This is a genomic window from Streptomyces sp. NPDC056296, assembly GCF_042268605.1.
Lineage (GTDB): Bacteria > Actinomycetota > Actinomycetes > Streptomycetales > Streptomycetaceae > Streptomyces.
The window spans coordinates 12,997-30,727 of sequence record NZ_JBHJRX010000078.1 but is presented as its reverse complement, the minus strand read 5'-3'; the positions used below and the strand labels follow the sequence as shown (position 1 = coordinate 30,727).

General features: G+C 69.8%; 14 protein-coding genes. 10 read left to right on the top strand and 4 right to left on the bottom strand.

Annotated features, from left to right (window positions below; genetic code table 11):
* Positions 1–159 precede the first annotated feature (159 nt).
* Together drmD and ACFCZF_RS36885 are read left to right on the top strand one after the other, a co-directional pair.
* Positions 160–3,504 (top strand): DISARM system SNF2-like helicase DrmD, encoded by a 3,345-nt coding sequence (gene drmD, locus ACFCZF_RS36890; protein WP_376675372.1) that lies wholly within the window; start codon positions 160–162, stop codon positions 3,502–3,504.
* Positions 3,504–7,661, top strand: a complete 4,158-nt coding sequence (locus ACFCZF_RS36885; protein ID WP_376675371.1) for a type IIL restriction-modification enzyme MmeI — start codon at positions 3,504–3,506, stop codon at positions 7,659–7,661. Before drmD ends, ACFCZF_RS36885 begins: the two co-directional genes overlap by 1 nt.
* A gap of 64 nt (positions 7,662–7,725) precedes the next feature.
* Here the strand turns inward: ACFCZF_RS36885 and ACFCZF_RS36880 are convergent, their stop codons facing one another.
* A complete protein-coding gene (locus tag ACFCZF_RS36880; RefSeq protein WP_376675370.1) occupies positions 7,726–7,935 on the bottom strand; it encodes a DUF397 domain-containing protein in 210 nt (69 codons plus the stop codon).
* Entirely contained in the window at positions 7,932–8,807 is an 876-nt protein-coding gene (locus ACFCZF_RS36875) for a helix-turn-helix domain-containing protein (protein ID WP_376675369.1), read from the bottom strand. The genes ACFCZF_RS36880 and ACFCZF_RS36875 overlap by 4 nt, the downstream gene beginning before the upstream one ends.
* 160 nt (positions 8,808–8,967) lie before the next feature.
* Between ACFCZF_RS36875 and ACFCZF_RS36870 the strand changes: the two genes are divergently transcribed.
* The 8 genes from ACFCZF_RS36870 (at position 8,968) to ACFCZF_RS36835 (ending at position 15,743) form a co-directional block, all read left to right on the top strand.
* Complete coding sequence (locus tag ACFCZF_RS36870; protein ID WP_376675368.1) at positions 8,968–9,399, top strand: ATP-binding protein; 432 nt, start codon at positions 8,968–8,970, stop codon at positions 9,397–9,399.
* A 248-nt stretch (positions 9,400–9,647) separates the two neighbouring features.
* Complete coding sequence (locus ACFCZF_RS36865; RefSeq protein ID WP_376675367.1) at positions 9,648–10,622, top strand: helix-turn-helix domain-containing protein; 975 nt, start codon at positions 9,648–9,650, stop codon at positions 10,620–10,622.
* Between the two features lie 49 nt (positions 10,623–10,671).
* Positions 10,672–11,535, top strand: a complete 864-nt coding sequence (locus ACFCZF_RS36860; protein ID WP_376675366.1) for a hypothetical protein — start codon at positions 10,672–10,674, stop codon at positions 11,533–11,535.
* A 242-nt stretch (positions 11,536–11,777) separates the two neighbouring features.
* Positions 11,778–12,125, top strand: a complete 348-nt coding sequence (locus ACFCZF_RS36855; protein ID WP_376675365.1) for a hypothetical protein — start codon at positions 11,778–11,780, stop codon at positions 12,123–12,125.
* Positions 12,122–12,379, top strand: a complete 258-nt coding sequence (locus ACFCZF_RS36850; RefSeq protein ID WP_376675364.1) for a hypothetical protein — start codon at positions 12,122–12,124, stop codon at positions 12,377–12,379. Before ACFCZF_RS36855 ends, ACFCZF_RS36850 begins: the two co-directional genes overlap by 4 nt.
* Before the next feature lie 210 nt (positions 12,380–12,589).
* A complete protein-coding gene (locus ACFCZF_RS36845; protein WP_376675363.1) occupies positions 12,590–13,501 on the top strand; it encodes a hypothetical protein in 912 nt (303 codons plus the stop codon).
* A 99-nt stretch (positions 13,502–13,600) separates the two neighbouring features.
* Positions 13,601–14,605 carry a diaminopimelate epimerase gene (gene dapF, locus ACFCZF_RS36840; RefSeq protein ID WP_376675362.1) on the top strand — a complete coding sequence of 335 codons (1,005 nt, stop codon included), beginning with the start codon at positions 13,601–13,603 and terminating at the stop codon, positions 14,603–14,605.
* A gap of 58 nt (positions 14,606–14,663) precedes the next feature.
* Entirely contained in the window at positions 14,664–15,743 is a 1,080-nt protein-coding gene (locus ACFCZF_RS36835) for a fatty acid desaturase (RefSeq protein WP_376675361.1), read from the top strand.
* 54 nt (positions 15,744–15,797) lie between these two features.
* Here the strand turns inward: ACFCZF_RS36835 and ACFCZF_RS36830 are convergent, their stop codons facing one another.
* Both ACFCZF_RS36830 and ACFCZF_RS36825 read right to left on the bottom strand, forming a co-directional pair.
* The gene (locus tag ACFCZF_RS36830; protein ID WP_376675360.1) at positions 15,798–16,964 is read right to left on the bottom strand and encodes a hypothetical protein; all 1,167 of its coding nucleotides are present in this window, start codon (positions 16,962–16,964) and stop codon (positions 15,798–15,800) included.
* Between the two features lie 2 nt (positions 16,965–16,966).
* Positions 16,967–17,623, bottom strand: coding sequence for a DUF4365 domain-containing protein (locus ACFCZF_RS36825; protein WP_376675359.1), 657 nt, complete (start codon positions 17,621–17,623; stop codon positions 16,967–16,969).
* Positions 17,624–17,731 lie beyond the last annotated feature (108 nt).

Here is a 17,731-nt window from a genome sequence, read left to right as displayed (position 1 = left end):
CTCCGTGGGTTATTCTGCACCGGTGGGGAGGAGGTTGCTGGCAACATAGGGGGGGGAGGTCCCACGAATTTCCCGGCCCTGACCTCTAGGCTTCCGTCGGGGGCGTTGCGAGCCGCGTACGGCGGTCGCCGGTCCGGCGGACGGGAGCGAAGAGGCGTCATGACATGGGGTGGGGCGGCCGTGCGGCCGGGAACCGACGACATCGACGAAACGGCGACCGAAGGCGGCCGAGACCTCACGCGTCCGGCCGAGGGCGCGGCGCCCGTCGCCCCCGGCCAGCTGGTGACCGTACGCAACCGCCCGTGGGTGGTGACGGGGGTGTCCCGTTCCGCCCTGGCCACCGATGATCCCGCCCGCAGTGCCGGGGCCGCCGCACCGCACCTCGTCTCCCTGACCTCCGTCGAGGACGACGCCCGGGATGAGGAGCTGCGGGTGGTGTGGGAGCTGGAGCAGCGGACCAGCGTCCACGACCAGTATGAGCTGCCTTCCCCGAGTGCGGGGTTCGACGAGCCCGGTCGGCTGGACGCCTTCCTGGACGCCGTGCGCTGGGGTGCCATCGCCTCGGCCGACAAGACGGCGTTGCAGGCGCCGTTCCGCTCCGGGGTGGAGATCCAGGACTACCAGCTGGACCCGGTGGTCCGTGCGCTGTCCATGCCCCGGACGAACCTGCTGATCGCGGACGACGTCGGCCTCGGCAAGACCGTCGAAGCCGGTCTCGTCGCGCAGGAGCTGATGCTCCGCCACCGGGCCCGTTCCATGCTGATCGTCTGTCCCGCCGGACTGACCCTGCAGTGGCGGGACGAGATGCGGGACAAGTTCGGCCTGGACTTCCGCATCGTCGACACCAGACTGCTGCGCGAGCTGCGCCGCTCCGCGACGGGCCTCTCCGCCAACCCGTGGACCCATCACCCGCGCCTGATCGTGTCGATCGACTGGCTGAAGCGGGAGCGCCCGATGCGGATGCTGCGCGAGGTCCTCCCCTCGGTGCCGGAGTACCCGCGCGCCTTCGATCTGCTGATCGTGGACGAGGTCCACACCTGCGCCCCCTCCGGCACGGGCAAGTACGCGGTCGACTCCCAGCGCACGCGGGCCGTGAAGCTGCTCGCCCCACACTGCGAACACCGCCTCTTCCTCTCCGCGACCCCGCACAACGGCTACCTCGAGTCCTTCACGGCCCTCCTCGAACTGCTCGACGACCACCGCTTCGCCCGTGGCGTGAAGCCGGCCGACGAGCAGCTGCGCCGCGTGATGGTGCGACGCCTGAAGTCGGAGCTGCCGCCGAAGTGGAACGGCGAGCCCCGCTTCCCTCGCCGTGTGCCGCACCCCCTGGAAGTGCGGTACAGCGAAGAGACCCGCGCGGCCTACGCCAAGCTCGCCGAGTACGCTCGCTCGCGCCGCGACGGAAACGGCGGAGGGAAGGCCGGCCGTACGGCGGCGGACTTCGTGACGACGCTGCTGAAGAAGCGGTTCCTGTCGTCACCGAAGGCGTTCGCGGAGACGATCGCCACGCACCTCGAAACGATGACGACCCGGCGCCCCGTCGAGGAGACGGAGCCCGCTCCCAGCGTCCGCGTGCTCAGGCCGCTCATCGACGGCGTCGAGGAGGCCGAGGAGGACGGCGAGCAGGAACAGGCCGAGGCGGCGGCCCGCGCCCTCACCGCCGCCCGCCAGGCGATGCGCCCGCTGTCGGACCGTGAGCGCACCCTGCTGACGGAGCTGGACGCCTGGGCCGTGACGGCCGGGAAGCGCCCCGACGCCAAGTTCGCGCGCTTCCGCGAGTGGCTGGACGCGATCACCTGCGCCGACGGCCCCCTGGGCGACTGGACGGATGAACGGGTCATCGTCTTCACCGAGTACCGGGACACCCAGCGCTGGCTGTACGAGCAGCTGATCGCCGCCAAGTACCCGAAGGAGCGGATCGCCCTCCTGTACGGCGGTCAGGACCCGAAGGAGCGCGAGGACGTCAAGACGGTGTTCCAGGAGAGCCCGGACCTCTCTCCCGTACGCATCCTGCTCGGCACCGACGCCGCCAGCGAGGGCATCAACCTCCAGGCCCACTGCCACCGGGTCCTGCACTGGGAGATCCCGTGGAACCCCAACCGCCTGGAGCAGCGCAACGGCCGCGTCGACCGGCACGGCCAGCGCGCCCACCAGGTGGACGTCCACCACTTCGTTCCCGAGGGCTGGCAGGGCTTCGACGCCGCGCACGACCACCAGACCGACTCCGGGTACGAGGCCGGGGCGCTGGAGGACGAGATGCACTTCCTCGCGGTGGCCGCCCGCAAGACCGAGCGCATCCGTGAGGACCTGGGCAGCGCGGGCGAGGTCATCGCCGCGCAGGTCGAGCAGAAGATGCTGGGCCGCCGTTCCGACTGGACCACCGCCGACGCGGAGATCACCAAGAGGTCCGGCAAGGCCGTGCTCAAGGTCGAGCGGGACCTCGCCCGCGACCTGGAGAAGCTGGTCAACGCCCTCGCCGGCAGCCGCCAGGACCTCCACCTCAACGCCGAGACCCTGGAGCGGGTCGTCCGCACCGGTCTCCAGCTCGCCCACCGCAAGGACCTGACCGAGGTCCCCGACCCCCAGCCGGGCCAGGGCGCCCGCTGCTTCCGGCTCCCCGAACTGCCCGGCGCCTGGGCCAGGGCCCGCAACGACGGCCTGCGGCATCCGCTCACCGGCGCGGACCGCCCGGTCGTCTTCGACGAGGCCGAGGCCCGCGACCGCACCGACGTCGTGTACCTCCACCTGGGTCACCGGCTGACGCAGATGTGCCTGCGGCTGCTGCGCGCGGAGCTGTGGTCCGGCGGGGACGCGAAGCCGCAGGGCTCCGGCGACGCTCGTCTCGGGGACAGGAAGCTGTCCCGCGTCACCGCGCGCGTGGTGCCGGACGGTGCCCTGCGCGGGCCCGCCGTGGTGGCACACGGCCGGGTCGTGATCAGCGGCAGCGGTGGCGCCCGTCTCCACGAGGAGGTGATCGCGGCGGGCGGCCTCATCGAGGGCGGCAGGCTCGCCGTAGCCAGGAAGGAGGACGTGGAGAACTGGCTCGACGCCGCGACGGACGACCTGCCTCCCGAGGAGATCCGCACCGAGCTGTCCGCTCTGTGGCCGGACAATCTGGACGTCCGCCTCTCCCGCGCCCTGAACACCCAGGCGAACCGCCGCTTCCGCACCCTCCAGTCCCTGCTCGCCAAGCGCTGCGAGGAGGAGGTCGACGGCATGCGCGCGGTCCTGGAGGATCTCGGCCGGTCGATCCGGGAGCGCCTGGACGATACGGGACACTGGCAGCAGGAGTCGCTGTTCGACGTCGACGACGAACGCCGCCAGCTGCATGCCGACCGCGAGGCGCTTCAGGAGCGTCTGCGCCGGCTGCCGCAGGTGATCGAGTCGGAGACGTCGGCCCTGCGGCGCCGCTGGGCGGACCCGTCACCACGCTGGTTCCCGGTGTCCGTCACCTTCCTCGTCCCCCGTTCCCTCGCCGTCACCGCCCGCCAGGAGTCCCGCTGATGCCCACCGCCGCCGCCAAGAAGAGGGTGCCGCCGAAGGGCACCGTCCCGACGCCGACGGAACAGCACGAGGACTGGCTGCGCCTGCTTCGCCCCGACGGCCCGTTCGTCTCCTTGCCCGTGCTGGTCGGCGCGTTCCCGCAGGGCCTGGACACCATCCCGCCCGAGACGTGGACGCGGCTGCGCCAGGCCTGGGCGGAGGTCCAGGAAGACCCGGCGCTGCTGCGCCCCGCCTGGGAGAAACTGGTCCTCACCGAGCTCCTCGGCTGGCGCTCGCCCGGTCTGCGCGAGGGCGCCGCGATCCCCGAGTCCCTGCACGCCGGTGCGAACACCCCCGACGCGGTACTCCTCGGCCCCGGCGAGTCGGGCCTGACACCCCGCGCGCTGCTCTTCCGCACGGGCGACTGGGCCGCCTCGCTGACCCGCCCGCGCGGCGACCGGCCGGCCTTCGTCGACCAGGCCGCCGACCTGTGCCGGGCCCGCCAGGTCCCCCTCGCCCTCCTCACCAACGGCCCCGAGTGGGCCCTCGTCCACGCCCGCCCCAAGGAGGCCACCACCGTCGCCGTCTTCGACGCCGACCTGTGGTCCGAGGAACCGCTCCTCGCCCGCGCCTTCGCCAGCCTGCTCACGGCGCGCCGGGCCATCCGTCCGCCACTGGACGCCGCGGGCAAGCCGTCCGACTCCACGGCCGGGCTCTTCGCCCGCACCGCCGCCGCCCAGTCCGAGGTCACGGACACCCTCGGCCGCCAGGTCCGCGAGGCGGTCTCGCTGCTGGTCGCCGAGGTCTCCCGCCTCGACCGCGAGTCCCACGGCGCCCTGCTCCGGGACGTCCCGGCCAAGCAGGTCTACGAGGGCGCCCTCACCGTCATGATGCGCCTCGTCTTCCTCCTCTACGCCGAGGAACAGCGCCTGCTCCCCTCCGGGGACGAGCTGTACGACGCCTCGTACGCCGTCGGCCCGCTGCACGAGGAACTGCGCACCGCGCGTCGCCTGCACGGCGGTGAGCTGGGCGACCGCAGCGCAGCGACCTGGCCGCGTCTGCTCGCGACGTTCACCGCGATCCACGGCGGCAGCACGCACGACCTCCTGTGGATCCCTCCGTACGGCGGCTCCCTCTTCGACCCGGCGCGCTTCCCCTGGCTGGTCGACGCCAAGGTCACCGACCGGGTCGTCTACGAGATCCTCGACGCCCTCCTCACCCTCCGCGCCCGCAAGGGCTTCAAGGGCGAGGAACGCCTCTCCTACAAGGGCCTGGACGTCGAGCAGATCGGCCACGTCTACGAGGGCCTGCTGGAGTACGGCTGCCACTGGGCCGACGAGCCTTACGTCGGCGTCTCCTTCGGCCGCGACAAGAAGTACGAGGCGGTGTTGCCGCTGGCCCGCCTGGAGGAGTGGGCGGCTGCGGGCACGCTGGCCGACGAGGTCGCGGCGGCCGCCGGCACGAAGTCGCCGACGGTGACGAAGGCCCTGGCCAAGCCCGCCGTCGTCACGGCCGAGCTGGAGACCGCCTGCGGCAGCGACACGGCACTCATCGAGCGGGCGGTCGCCTTCTCGGGGCTGTACGGCGTCGACCTGCGCGGCGAACCCAAGGTGTGGCCGGCGGGCTCGGTCGTGGTGGTGCGGTCGGGCAACCGACGTGACACGGGTACCCATTACACGCCGAAGGCGCTGGCCGAGGAAGTGGTCGAGCACACCCTGGCCCCGCTGTGCTTCGCGCCGGGCCCGGCAGAGGGTGCGGAGCCGGGCGTCTGGCGGGCGAAGACGGCCGACGAGCTGCTGAAGCTGCGGGTGTTGGACCCGGCGATGGGCTCGGGCGCCTTCCTCGTGTCGGCGTGCCGGTATCTGTCCGACCGGGTGGTCGACGCGTGGGTCCGGGACGGGCTGCCGCCGGAGATCGCCCGCGACGTGGACGCCGACGACCGTGAGCAACTGCACCAGGTGGCGCGGCGGCTGGTCGCCGACCGGTGCCTGTACGGGGTCGACCGCGACCCCATGGCGGTGGAGCTGGCCAAGCTGTCGCTGTGGCTGGTGACGCTGGCGAAGGGACGGCCGTTCTCGTTCCTGGACCATGCGTTGCGGTGCGGGGACTCGTTGGTCGGGGTCATCGATGTGGAGCAGGTGAAGGCGTTCCATCTCGACTCCGGTGCGCGGCAGTTGAGCCCGGAGGTGTCGCGGGCGCTGGACGTGACGGAGACGCTGCTGTCGGACGCGGCCGAGCTGCGCCGGAAGATCGAGTCGACGGCGGTCACGGACATCCGGGTCGTCCGCGACAAGGCCGAACTGCTGGAGCAGGCCGACGCGTTGAGCGGCAAGCTGCGGCTTGCGGCGGACGCGGTGGTGGGCGCCGCGCTCGCGGCCGAGGGCATCTCCGACGAGGAGGCCACGGAGATCTCCGGCGTGGAGAGCGTTGGGGGAGCGCGAGGGCGGGCGGCTCACGCCGAGGCCAAGGAGGACGCCAAGGCGAAGGCGTACCGGAACCGGCTGGAGGCGGTGGCTGGGCTGGTCGCGGCGGCTATGGGGGATGGGGCCGGTTCCGAGGAGGCTGCGGTTCGGGCTCGGGGGATTGTGGAGGGGTGGCTGAAGGGGCCGCGGGCGGAGGCGGTTCGGCCGTTGCATTGGCCGTTGGAGTTTCCCGAGGTTATGGGGGTTAGGGAATCCAGCGGGTTCGACGTGGTCGTCGGAAACCCGCCATTTAGTGGCGGGCAGATGTTGACAGGGTCGCTTGGGCGAGACTATCGAGAGTACCTAGTGAACAGGGTCGGCAAAGGCGTCCGCGGCAGCGCGGACCTTTCGGCCTATTTTCTACTTCGGAATTGTTCCCTCGCGCCAGAGCGGCGCGTGGGAATCATCGCCACTAAAACCATTGCTCAGGGAAAATCTCGACTGGTGGGGCTCGATCAAGCGACAGGCGATGGATGGACGATCTATCGTGCCATCAAAGCCATGCCCTGGCCGGGCGCCGCGGCAGTGCTAGTTTCCCTTCTATGGCTCAGTAGGGCCTCCCGTACGAGTGAAGCGTTCAAACTCGACGGCGTGAACGTCCAGGGAATTACAGCTGGACTGGATGCCAAATCACGTATCACCGGGAAACCGAAGCCTCTGGTCGCGAACGAAGGGCAGTGCTCCCAAGGGTCGAACGTGCTGGGCAAGGGTTTCTGGTTGAGCCCCGCAGAGGCGCAGGCCCTGATTGAACGAGATCCCAAAAACGCGAACGTTCTCTACCCGTTCCTCGGTGGCGAGGACTTTAGTGACCGTCCTGATCGTTCAGCTACTCGCTGGGCGATCAACTTCCGTGATTGGCCCCTGCATAAAGCCGCGCAGTATGTAGACGTAATGGCTATCGTAGAAGAAAAAGTAAAGCCGGATCGCTTGAAGGTCACTCACAGCAAGCACGCCCACGAGCACTGGTGGCAGTACGAGCGTCAACGGCCTGAGCTCTACGAAGCCATCGCAGATCTCGATCAAGTTATCGTTGTATCGCGGCATACTAAACTTCTGACACTTGCATTCCAGCCTAGTGATCAAGTTTTTTCTGACGGCCTCTGCGTCATCGCGGAATCCTCACCAGCTCATCTTTCCCTCCTGTCGAGCAGCTTCCACTATTGGTGGGCAATTCAGTGGGGCGGGGGGCTGGAGGCGCGAATCCGGTACAATCCCTCCACTGTTTATGAAACATTTCCGCAGCCTCGCGAATTGCAATCTCTGGCTGACGCGGGAGCTAAGCTAGAAGAAGCTCAGCGCAACGCCATAGTGGATCGCAACGTTGGGCTTACTAGTCTGTACAACATGGTTCATTCCGAGTCTGAGGCCGGATCGGACATTCTAGCCATTCGGGACGCTCATATTGAAGTAGACAGAGCGGTAGCCGGAGCCTATGGCTGGACTGACATCAACTTGGAGCATGGCTTCTGTGAGACTCGCCAAGGCGCACGCTTCACCGTCGCATCGAGTGTGCAGACAGAGATTCTGGATCGCCTTCTGGAACTGAATCAGGTGCGCTATAAGGAGGAGATGGAAAGAGGGGTGCACACGCCCGAGGCCAAGAAGCGCAGGGCTGCTGCTCGTAAGGCCAAGGCGAAGGCGCGGGCCGCTGAGCGCAATCCCCGCCCTGCTCCGGATGATGACGGCGTGCTCTTCTCCGAGCTGGACATGCCCTGAAGGCACACATCGACGCGCCCGCTCCCCGTGACAACCAGGGTGCGGAGCGCGTCCTGTTGGAGCGTCAGTCCTCCGAGGTGTACGTCAGGAAGTCTGTCCACGCTTCCCGGGCGACCGTGAGCCGAGGGCCACCCAAGCTCTTGGAGTCACGTACGTGCACCGTGCGCAGCGTGGTCGCGACCTCAACGCATTCGTTGCTGTTGCTGCTGTCGCTGTAGCTGCTCTTGAACCAGCGCAGCTCCGAGTCGTCCTCAGCCCACGTCTTGCGGATCATGCCTCTCCCAGCACTTGCTCGATGAAAGCCAGCGACTCCCCTGGCGAGAGAGCCTGAGCCCGGATGATGCCACACCGCAGTTCCATGATCCGAAGATGCTTCAACTCTGAGACGGGACGGCTGCCGAGGTCTCCCTCGGCTCGTCCAACTGCCGTACCGTCAGCGAACTTGAGCACTTGGATCTCGCCTCCCATACCTGCATGCACCGCACGGTTGATCGGCATCACCTGGATCTCTACGTTCCTCATCTGCCCGAGCTCCAGCAGGTGTTCCAGTTGGCGACGCAGCACCATTCTGCCCCCGAGTGGCCTTCTGAGCGTCGCCTCTTCTTGGACAAAGCACAGCTCTGGAGCGGGGTCCCGCTCGAAGATGACCTTTCGAGCGACTCGCGCACTCACCAACCGCTCCACCTCATCCTGTGAGTACGCGGGCCGACGCATCTCGAACAGAGCACGCATGTAGTCCGCCGTCTGCAACAGGCCGTGGAGGTTGTGAGTGCCGTACGCGGTCAGCTCGGCGGCCTGTGCCTCCAGACGGGTCAAGTCCCGAATCTTCTTCGGATACCGGACCTTCTTCACGTCCTCCCAGGTCGCCGAGATGAGACCACCCGCGTCCAGTACCTCGTCCGCCCTGTCCAGGTACTCCTGCCGGGGAATCCGCTTGCCTCCCTCCACCTTGTAGACAAGGTCCTCCCCGTACCCCACCGCTGCTCCGAACTCGCCGGCCCTCATCCCCACGGCCTCGCGCCGCAGCTTCAACTGCCGTCCCACCGTTGCGATGACCGCGATGCCCCACTCGTCGTCCGGGTCGACCTCCCACCCCGGCTCATCCGCGTCATCCCCGAGCCGCCCCGCCTCCGCCTCGACCGTCATTCCGCGCGCCCCTTCGTCGTACTCGCCGCGTTGCCCTCAGCGCCCTACCCGCACGCACCACCCCGACAGCACCGACACCACTGGACAACCACCGGACAGTCACCGTACGTACCCGCTGAGTCACTTCTCACGGTACGCACACGTCACCACGCTCTGTGACGTGAACCAGAAATCCGTAGAACTCCCGACGTCCGTCCGCAACTTCAGCGTGCAGCTGTCTCCCACGCCACGCGGTGCCCGTCTCGCCCGTCTGCTCGCGACGGAGCAACTCCGTTCGTGGGGCCTGCCCCTCGACCCCGCTCGCCACCTCGTGGCCGAACTAGCCAACAACGCGGCGGACCATGGACGCGTACCCGGCCGCGATTTCCGGCTCACCCTCTACGTCGTCGGCGGCACCCTCCGTATCGAGGTCACCGACACCCGGGGCCAGGAACTCCCCGCCCCTCGGACACCCGCCCCCGATGCCGAGTCCGGCCGCGGGCTGTTGCTGGTCGAGGCGCTGGCGGATCGGTGGGGCGTAGTCGAGGGCCGCTTCCCGCGCAAGACCGTCTGGGCCGAACTGCGCTGTACGCCACCGCAACCCACGTTCTGAGGTTGCGGTGCCGTCGGTGCCCTACCAAGAGCAAGAACTCGGGGAGAAAGGACCTCACCAAGCCCCACCCCTCCCGCCCGAGACGCGTCGTCACCCGGGCGGGTGAACATCACCGGCTCAGCTGGATTTCCGAGGGCCCAACTCCCCTACTCTCAGCGCAAGCGAGTCCACCCGAAAAGACATCGGCCCCCGCTGGGACTGCAATCCCGGTGCGAGGGCCTACCACCAAGGAAGAGGAAACCTTCCCGATGGGTACCCAAAACCCTAGCGCGCCCCCGCGCGCCCAGTCAGCCCCTGCCTTCAATTCGACCCGTACGCGTCACCACGGCGGCGGCATCACCCACGAGAACACCCGCCACACCACCCGCTTCGTGGTGATCGGCAACCACCTCGTCCAGCACAAGGAGCTGTCGCTGCTGGCGATCGGCCTCAGCTGCCACCTCCAGTCGCTGCCCACCGGTGCGGGCGCCGACATCAAGACGCTCACCGCCCGATTCCCCGAGGGGCCGACCCGCATCGCCGCCGCCCTGCGCGAGCTGGAGGCCCACGGCTACCTGCGCCGCGAACGGCACCGCACGACCACCGGCCGCATCGTCACCCGCACCGTCTCCTGCAACCAGCCGCAGGCGGCCCGTCGCGAGCCGGCCAACACCGGCGGCTGTCCGGACCGTCCGCCCGCGCCGCCCCGGCAGCACCGCCCGGCAGAGCGGCCGCCGGCACCCACCGAGGAACAAGGCCAAGCGCCCCACCCACCCCGCACCGAAACCGGCACCCGCACCGGCCACCGCCCTCACTCCCGTCCCCGCAAGGCCCTCCCCGCCGTCCCCCAGCCCAGCCGCACCGCCTCCGCACTCCTCCAGCAGGCCACCGACCTCCTCGCCACCCTGCGCCGACACGACCCCCGCCTCCTCCTCTCCACCGCCGACACCGCCCACCTGGCCCCCGGCGTCGCCGCCTGGCTGGAGCGGGACGTCGCCCCCGGCGCCGTACGCCACGCCCTCACCGCCGACCTCCCCGACGACCCCCTGCGCCGCCCTGCGGCTCTCCTCGCCCACCGCCTCACCGCGCAGTTGCCACCCCCGCCACCGTTCGGAGCCGCCCCGGCCGGTCCGCCACCGCCCCGCCACGAGGTACGCAACTGCGACGGCTGCGACCGCGGCTTCCGCGCCCCCGAGACCGAGGACCGCTGCCGCGACTGCCGGGACGCCGGGTCCGCCGTCTGAGACCCAGGTCCCCGTCCTCGTCCACCACCTTCAAAGACCCGAGGCCACCATGTCCGACTCGCCCGCCGAATCCATGCACCGCCTCTTCTGGCACGATCCCGGCCTGTTCGCCCGCGTAGCGCCGCTGCTCGGGATCGCCGTTCCCGACATCACCAAAGCGACTGTGCTGTTCTCGGGCACCGGCAACTGGGGTTCTCTCGCCTGTCGGGGGAACACGCTGCTCCAGTGCGAGACGGCGGGGCAGGAGAGCTTCCTTCTGTTGATCGAGGCACAGGACCAGCGGGATCACCGACGGCCCGCGCACTGGGCACACCACGCCGCATATCTGTGGGCCGAGTACCGGTTGCCCACGGCCCTGCTGATCGTGTGCCCCGACCAGGACACAGCTCGTTGGGCCGCACAGCCCGTGGCCAGTGGACCCGTTCAGCCGCCCGCGCTCACCCTCCACCCCTTCGTCGCGGGACCTGCCGACCTGCCGCTGATCACCGACCGCGACAGGATCCGGGCCGACCCGACCCTCACCGCACTGTCGGCCGTCATGCATCCGTCCGCACAAGGAATCGGGTCTGCGCTGGACACGTTGTCCACGGTCTTGCGGGATCTCCCCGACGTGGACGCCAACCCACTCATCGCTCTGACGGCACAGGGCCTCCACACCCACCCGACCGGGATCGTCTGGAAGCATCTCGTGAGCGCGATCATCCTGGATCGGGAACGCGAGAAGGACCGGGTCGAGCGCATCACGAAGTTCCGCAGGGAACATCTCCTGCTTCTCCTGGGAGAGCGGGGGCTCGTCCTCTCGGAGGCCGCCCGCAAAGAGGTCGCCGACTGCCAGGACCCCGAAACCCTGCTCCGCTGGCTTCTCCGCGCCGTCACCGCGTCCACCACGGAAGAGATCTTCGACGACGAATGACCGACTGCCCGAAGTCGCTCCGTCGTGACGAGCCCCTCACCGCCCAGGACACGGCTGCGACCGCGGCTTCCGCGCCCCCGAGGACCGCTGCCGCGACTGCCGCACGACCGCCAGCGACGCACCCCCTGGGCATGCCCCTTCACACACTCGTTGACCAGGAGAAACACACCTCGATGTTCGCGTCCCGATTCCCCAGCCGTCCCGGACGACTACCCTGGCCAGTGCACTCCCGGGAGGACTTCATGAGCACCCAGGCCGACCACGGACACGAGCTGGTCCCCCGCCCCGAGCAGACGCCGGACGCGCTGCGGGCCGCCCTCACCGTCGTCGCACCCGGACGTCTGCCGGAGATGCAGCAGACCAAGGAAGAGGCATTCGCCAAGGCCCTGGAATGGCAGTCGCTCAGCCCGGTACGCAGCTGGGCCCTGGCGTGGGCCCGTGACATCGAGATCGCCCGCCGGCCCGACCTCGCGGACCGCCACTCCCGGGCCAGGAACAACCTGGAACACGAGGACGCGGACGTGGCCCGTGATGCCCTGCGCGAGCTGAGCGCCGTCCTCGACGAGGCGATGAAGGCAGTACACGCTTGAGCTGGGCCTGGGAGTACGCCTTCGGCGCAGAGGAAGCCGCCCGCACCGCCCCGCCCGTCTTCCTCACCGCCGTGGAACGCAAGGCCGCCGAGCTGGTCAGGGCGGCAGAAGCCCAGTACTTGCACGGCCGTGCGTACGGGGGAGACGATCCGAAGGGCGGCGACATCACGGTCCCCGGCGGGATGTTCACCTACCAGATCGTCGTGCGGCACGAACGCGTCTACGTCGTCCAGATCACCTACCTGGGATTCTGAGACGGCGCACGCCCGAGCACGGAACATCGCGCCTTTCGTTCCCCACTGCGGACCTGGCCCGGACTGCCGACGATCCCCCGCCTCCGGTCGCGCAGGGCGACAGGCAGCCTTCAGCATGACCGTAAGTCACCCCTCATTACGACGTGTACTTGCCCGTGCCCGGACGACCGCGCACCATGTGCCGACAGGTCCGTGAAGAGGGGGAGGCACATGACGACAGCGGCGCCACGGCAGGACTTCGGGACCCGCGTGGCCGACGCCCTGTCCTCGCAGGTGTTGAACGCGGTCGTGGGGATCGCCGGCATCGCCATTCCCGTCGCCGCGTGGGTCGCGGAGAAGAGTCTGCTGAGGGACGTCCTGCTCGGCGCGGAGACCGTTCTTCTCCTGCTCATGGTGGCCAACCACATGTGGCTGCGGCGGATCTACATCCAGTTGCGCCGGGCGAACGACCGTCACATGGCGGACTCCCGGTACTTCGGCCTGGTCCGCCAACAGCTCGAACGGGAACTCATCGCGGGCTTCGGGGAGATCGCCGACGGGCACCTCCAGGTGTACGCCTCCGAGGTCCCCCGGCTTTCCGTGCTGCTCTTCCAGGCGCTCATCGACTCCGGCAGTGACCCCAAGCGGGTACTGGCCGCCGACCTCACCACCAACCCGGACCTGCTGACGCAGCGCCGGGAGTACCTGGCCGTGAACCGGCGCCTCATCGAGAGCGGCGGGACGGTGCAGCGGCTGTTCATCTGCTGGCAGGACGATCTCACCCGGCACGAGTTCGCCCGCTCGCTGCTGGCGCTCGTCGACCACCACCGTTCCCTGGGGGTCCAGTGCGCGCTCGCCGTGCGGGACCGCTTGCGCGCCGACCAGGCCGTGGACTTCGTCGTCGTGTCGAAGGCGGCGGTCCTGCTGGAGGAGGAGCAAGGGGACACCGACTACCGCCGGGGCCGCAGCTCCGTCTACTTCAAACACGTCGAACGATGGGCGGGCCGTTTCGAGTCGATCTGGGGCCACGGCTCCGACTCGGCGCCCTTCGTCCTCCAGTCGTACGAGGCCACCGCGCGGCCCATGCTCGACGGCGGTACCTGGGACGAAGCAGCGGTACGCGAGACGGCGGCCCGGCTCTGAGGCGCGGGCGCGGGATCCGGACGGCGACGTAGCATGAATGGACAGCCGGTCCGGACCTGGCGGGACCGCGCGATGCCACGGCGCGACGGAAAGTACCTGATGCCCACTCTCTCGCTCACCAAGGCCCACGGCTCCCGGAACGACATTTTCGTCGTCGACGGCGCCCCCCTCGACCACTTCGCAACCGCGGACGACCTCACCCGGGCCGTCGGGCTGCTGTGCGACCGAAAGCGGGGGCTGGGCGGCGACGGCGTGTACTTCGTGGCCGATCACGGGGACGGCACGGCGCGCGCCTGGTTCTACAACCCGGACGGGTCCGAGGCCCTGCTGTGCGGGAACGGCATGCGGTGCGCCGGCCGGATACTGCTGGACCGGCACCAGGCGGATTCGGTCGTCGTGGAGCAGGGGCCGTACGCGTTCACCGTGCGCGACCGGGGCCGCACCTCCCACGGGGTGCGGGAGGTCTCCGTCGAGCTGCCGGCCGTCGACTTCGCGCCGGGCGTGCCGATCGTTGCCGAGGCCGGACCGCACGGGGAGTACGTGGACCGCCTGCTGCCCGCCTTCCATCCGTCGCGCCACGTGACGGCGGTCGCCGTGCCGAACTCCCACCTGATCACGGTGGTCGACGCCTACGACGAGGCGGAACTGATCGAGACCGGGCGGCGGGTCGCCGGTTCACCGGAGGTCTTTCCCATCGGCGCCAACCTCTCCTTCGTACGTCCGTTGTCGGACGACGAGGTGTTCGTCCACACCTACGAACGGGGGGCCGGGCTGACGCCGTCGTGCGGTTCGGGCATCGCGGCCTCCCGCGCCACGCTGTCCCGCCTCGGCCGCGTGGACCTGGAGCGCCCGGTGACCGTCCGCAACCCCGGAGGTGTCGCCCGCAGCTTCCTCCAACCCGTCGGTGACGTGTGGCAGCCCGTACTGGAGGGCAACGCGACCCTCGTGTACGACGCGGAACTCGACCCGGCCGTGCTGCTCGGGGACGGTCCGGTGGAGTACGCGGGCTCCGCGCACATGGCGGAAATCAGCGCGTTCGCGGAACTCAGCCGGGAAAACATGAAGGTGCTGCACGAGGCCGGTATCCACCCCACCGAGGTCTGACGCCCGTCCCCGGTCCCGGCCGCCTGCGGCTTGGCCGGGATTACGGGAGGGGACGGCTTTGGGGGCACTGTCGACGGGCCTGGCGGTCATCGCGGTGGGGATCGCGCTGCGGCAGGCGGACCGGTGGTGGTTCAGTCCGGCGCGAGGACGGCACCGGCCCGATTCGCTCCGCTCGGTGATGACGCTCCAGCGTGAGCGGCTGAACGACGTCACGCCGGTACTCGTGCTGCTCGGCCACTGGCTGGAGCTTGCCGGATGGTCCGCCGTGGCCGTACACGGGGGCGTCTGGGGCTGCGTGGTCGCGGCAGTCGCCGGGGCGGTGAAATTCCGCCATCTCCAGGAGGTCAGCCACTTCGCCGTACACGGTGTGCTGGCGCGCGGCAGTCGGCTGAACGCGCTGCTCGCCGAAGTCGCCGTGCACATTCCGCTCGGGTTCGTCCCCGTCGCCGTACGCCGCCGTCGGCATGTGCGCGAGCACCATCCGAACGCAACGGTCGCCGGAGCCGACCCCAGCCTCGCCGAACTGCGTCGCGCCGGGTTGCGTGCGGGGGCCACGACGACGCGGTGCGTGCTCGCCCTGGTCCATCCGCTCACCCCGGCCGGTCTGTCCGACACCGTGCGGGGGCTGTGCGCGCTGTGGCGGGAGCCGGGTGCCGGACGATTGCGGGCGGCCTGTCCGGTGGCGATGACCGTCGCCGCCGGTGGCTGCTTCGGCTGGGAGGCGGCGGTGTTCGTCCTCGTCCTGCCCCGGCTGCTGCTGTATCCGCAGCTCGCCTGGATGTCCCTCCTCGTCGAGCACCGCTGGTTCGACCCGGAACCGGTCACCGGGCCCCCGGTCGCCGTCGAGGCCGGCCGCTGCCTGAGGCTGTACCCCCACAACGCGCTGCTCGCCCTGCTGGCACGCGGCACCTGGCTGCCGTACGGCGACCTCCACCACTTCGCACACTCCGCGCATCCGGCCGTGCGCTGGAACTACCTCCCCGCCCTGGAGCGCTCCCTGTGCGGTCCCGCCTACCGGCCGCGTGCCCTCCTGCTGGGTGAGTCCGCAGTGCTCCGACGGCACCGCCGGGCCCTGGCATCGGCCTCCCCCACACCGACGGCCCCCGTACGTTTCGGTCGCGAGAACCAACGCGCGTGACGAAGCGACGGGGGCCCGCGCCGTGGTGGGAGCGTCAGCTCTCTCCGGGGCCCCTCACTCCACGTTGGTGACGAAGTGCAGCACCTGCCGCATACGCAAGCCCGTCCCGTACGAAGTCAGGTCGCCCTTCACCACCACCTCCAGGCCGAGACGCCAGGCATGAGCCGCCCTGGACACATCCTCCGGCCGCAGATCGACCCGGACACTGCGCACCCGTGCGTCGTCCTCGTGAAGCAGCGTGCCGTAGACCGTCGCCTCGCGGTTGCCCTGTCCGCTGAGCCGGGTGACCATGCCGTGCAGGACCGCCTCCGGCTCGCGTCCCCACTTCTCCCTCAGGTCCTTGGCGCCCGCCTCCAGTGCCTCCAGGTGGCCGGGGGCGAGCGTCACCGGAGGTGAGGCCTGCTCCATCCGGACGTCGGAGGACCAGGCGAAGGCCATCGAGAACTGGCGCCGCTCCTCGCCCGCGATCCTCACCAGGGCCTCGCAGAGGTTGGCGGACAGACCCGCGTCGGCGTAGGACGCGAAGTCGGCCAGGGAGTCGCGCCGCAGGGTCTCCTCGGCCGCGGCGTGGGCGCAGGTCACACCGGCGAAGAGAGTGCGGGAGACCCTGCGGGGGAAGGGCTCCGGCCGCCGGGAGCCCGGGCCGTCCGAGAACGCGTCGTCGTCGAAGAGGGAGGGCCACACCGGCTTCGGCGGGGGCGGCAGCGGTGTGTGCGCCGCGACGACGTAACTGCCGACGCGGGTCTGGTCCAGCCGTACCGCCGCCACATGGTCCTTCACCGCCTGCGGCTTCTGTCCCGGCTGCACCCGCTGCGGGGTGAGCGCCGACGACGCGGCGGCCGTGTGGAGTTCCCTCAAGCCGCTGAGCGCGGATACCAGGTCCAGCAGAGGGGCGGTCCCCGAGGGGCCCGGCGGCACGAGGCGCAGGAACTGCCAGTCCGAAGGCGGCAGTCGCATCTCCCGGATGATCTCCGCCGGTCGACGCTCCTCCACCAGTGCCAGGGTCTCCAGGATGTCGGCGACGCGGCCCGGGTAGTCCCGGCGCCGTTCGGCCGGCACCAGTACCTCGAAGGGCTGCTCGGGCTCGGCCTCGACGTACCGCTCCCACAACTCGGCGCCGGACAGTTCGCGTTCCGCGCGCCAGCCCTTGCCGCTCAGGTAGCGCCTGAGGGTCTGCGGGGCCAGCGTCCGGGCCTCCTCGAACTCAGCGTCCGTGATCACGTTCACGACACCCCCACCATGGCCCGGAAGTCCGGCGAGAACAGGTCGTGCAGTGTGGCGGCGGTCAGCAGATTGCCGCGCGGGACACGGACCCTGCGTGCGCTCGTGCCCGCCCCGACGAGTTCCTGGTCGTGCAGGCACGTCCAGTAGGCGGCCTTGCGCAACAGCAGCCGCTCGGGCGTCACCTCGGACCAGGTGAGCGGGTCCGACGGGGCCAGGACGAGGAACAGGAAACGGGGGATGTCGTAATCCCGGCCGGCCAGCTCGTTGTAGTGCTGGGCCTTCATGTCGAAGGCGATGTGGTCGTCGTACAGCTCGGGCGAAGAAGTGCACTTCACCTGCGCTTCGATGACCGGATACCGACGTCTGCCCGGTCGGCCCGGGTGCCCCAGCTGCCAGTCCACGCCGACCCGGTCGCGGTCGCGCTGGGCCGCGTCGAGGTTGGCCGCCACGGCCAGCATCCGGATGAACTGCTCACCGAAGTGGCCCCGGTGGCCGTTGTCGCCGAACCCCGGGGACAGTTTGGCCCACTCCGAGTCAGGCCCGTGCTGCTGCGACGGTACGGGCTCGTGCTGCGGCGACGGAACGGAACCGAGCGGAACGCCGTACGTCATCTTCGGTGCCTGGTGGGGAACCCCGCCGGCTCCGCCCTCTGCCATCCGTCCCCCCCACGTGCGTTCCCGCCCCGCAGCCCCCAAGCCGTACGCGTCCCGTACCCATCGGCCAGCACAGAGTAACGAGCGTCACATTCCTTGCCAACGCTGATG

Excerpts from the sequence above, each read along its gene's own strand:
- drmD (WP_376675372.1), top strand. The coding sequence starts at position 160 with ATGACATGGGGTGGGGCGGCCGTGCGGCCGGGAACCGACGACATCGAC.
- ACFCZF_RS36885 (WP_376675371.1), top strand. The coding sequence starts at position 3,504 with ATGCCCACCGCCGCCGCCAAGAAGAGGGTGCCGCCGAAGGGCACCGTC.
- ACFCZF_RS36880 (WP_376675370.1), bottom strand. The coding sequence starts at position 7,935 with ATGATCCGCAAGACGTGGGCTGAGGACGACTCGGAGCTGCGCTGGTTC.
- ACFCZF_RS36875 (WP_376675369.1), bottom strand. The coding sequence starts at position 8,807 with ATGACGGTCGAGGCGGAGGCGGGGCGGCTCGGGGATGACGCGGATGAG.
- ACFCZF_RS36865 (WP_376675367.1), top strand. The coding sequence starts at position 9,648 with ATGGGTACCCAAAACCCTAGCGCGCCCCCGCGCGCCCAGTCAGCCCCT.
- ACFCZF_RS36860 (WP_376675366.1), top strand. The coding sequence starts at position 10,672 with ATGTCCGACTCGCCCGCCGAATCCATGCACCGCCTCTTCTGGCACGAT.
- ACFCZF_RS36855 (WP_376675365.1), top strand. The coding sequence starts at position 11,778 with ATGAGCACCCAGGCCGACCACGGACACGAGCTGGTCCCCCGCCCCGAG.
- ACFCZF_RS36845 (WP_376675363.1), top strand. The coding sequence starts at position 12,590 with ATGACGACAGCGGCGCCACGGCAGGACTTCGGGACCCGCGTGGCCGAC.
- dapF (WP_376675362.1), top strand. The coding sequence starts at position 13,601 with ATGCCCACTCTCTCGCTCACCAAGGCCCACGGCTCCCGGAACGACATT.
- ACFCZF_RS36825 (WP_376675359.1), bottom strand. The coding sequence starts at position 17,623 with ATGGCAGAGGGCGGAGCCGGCGGGGTTCCCCACCAGGCACCGAAGATG.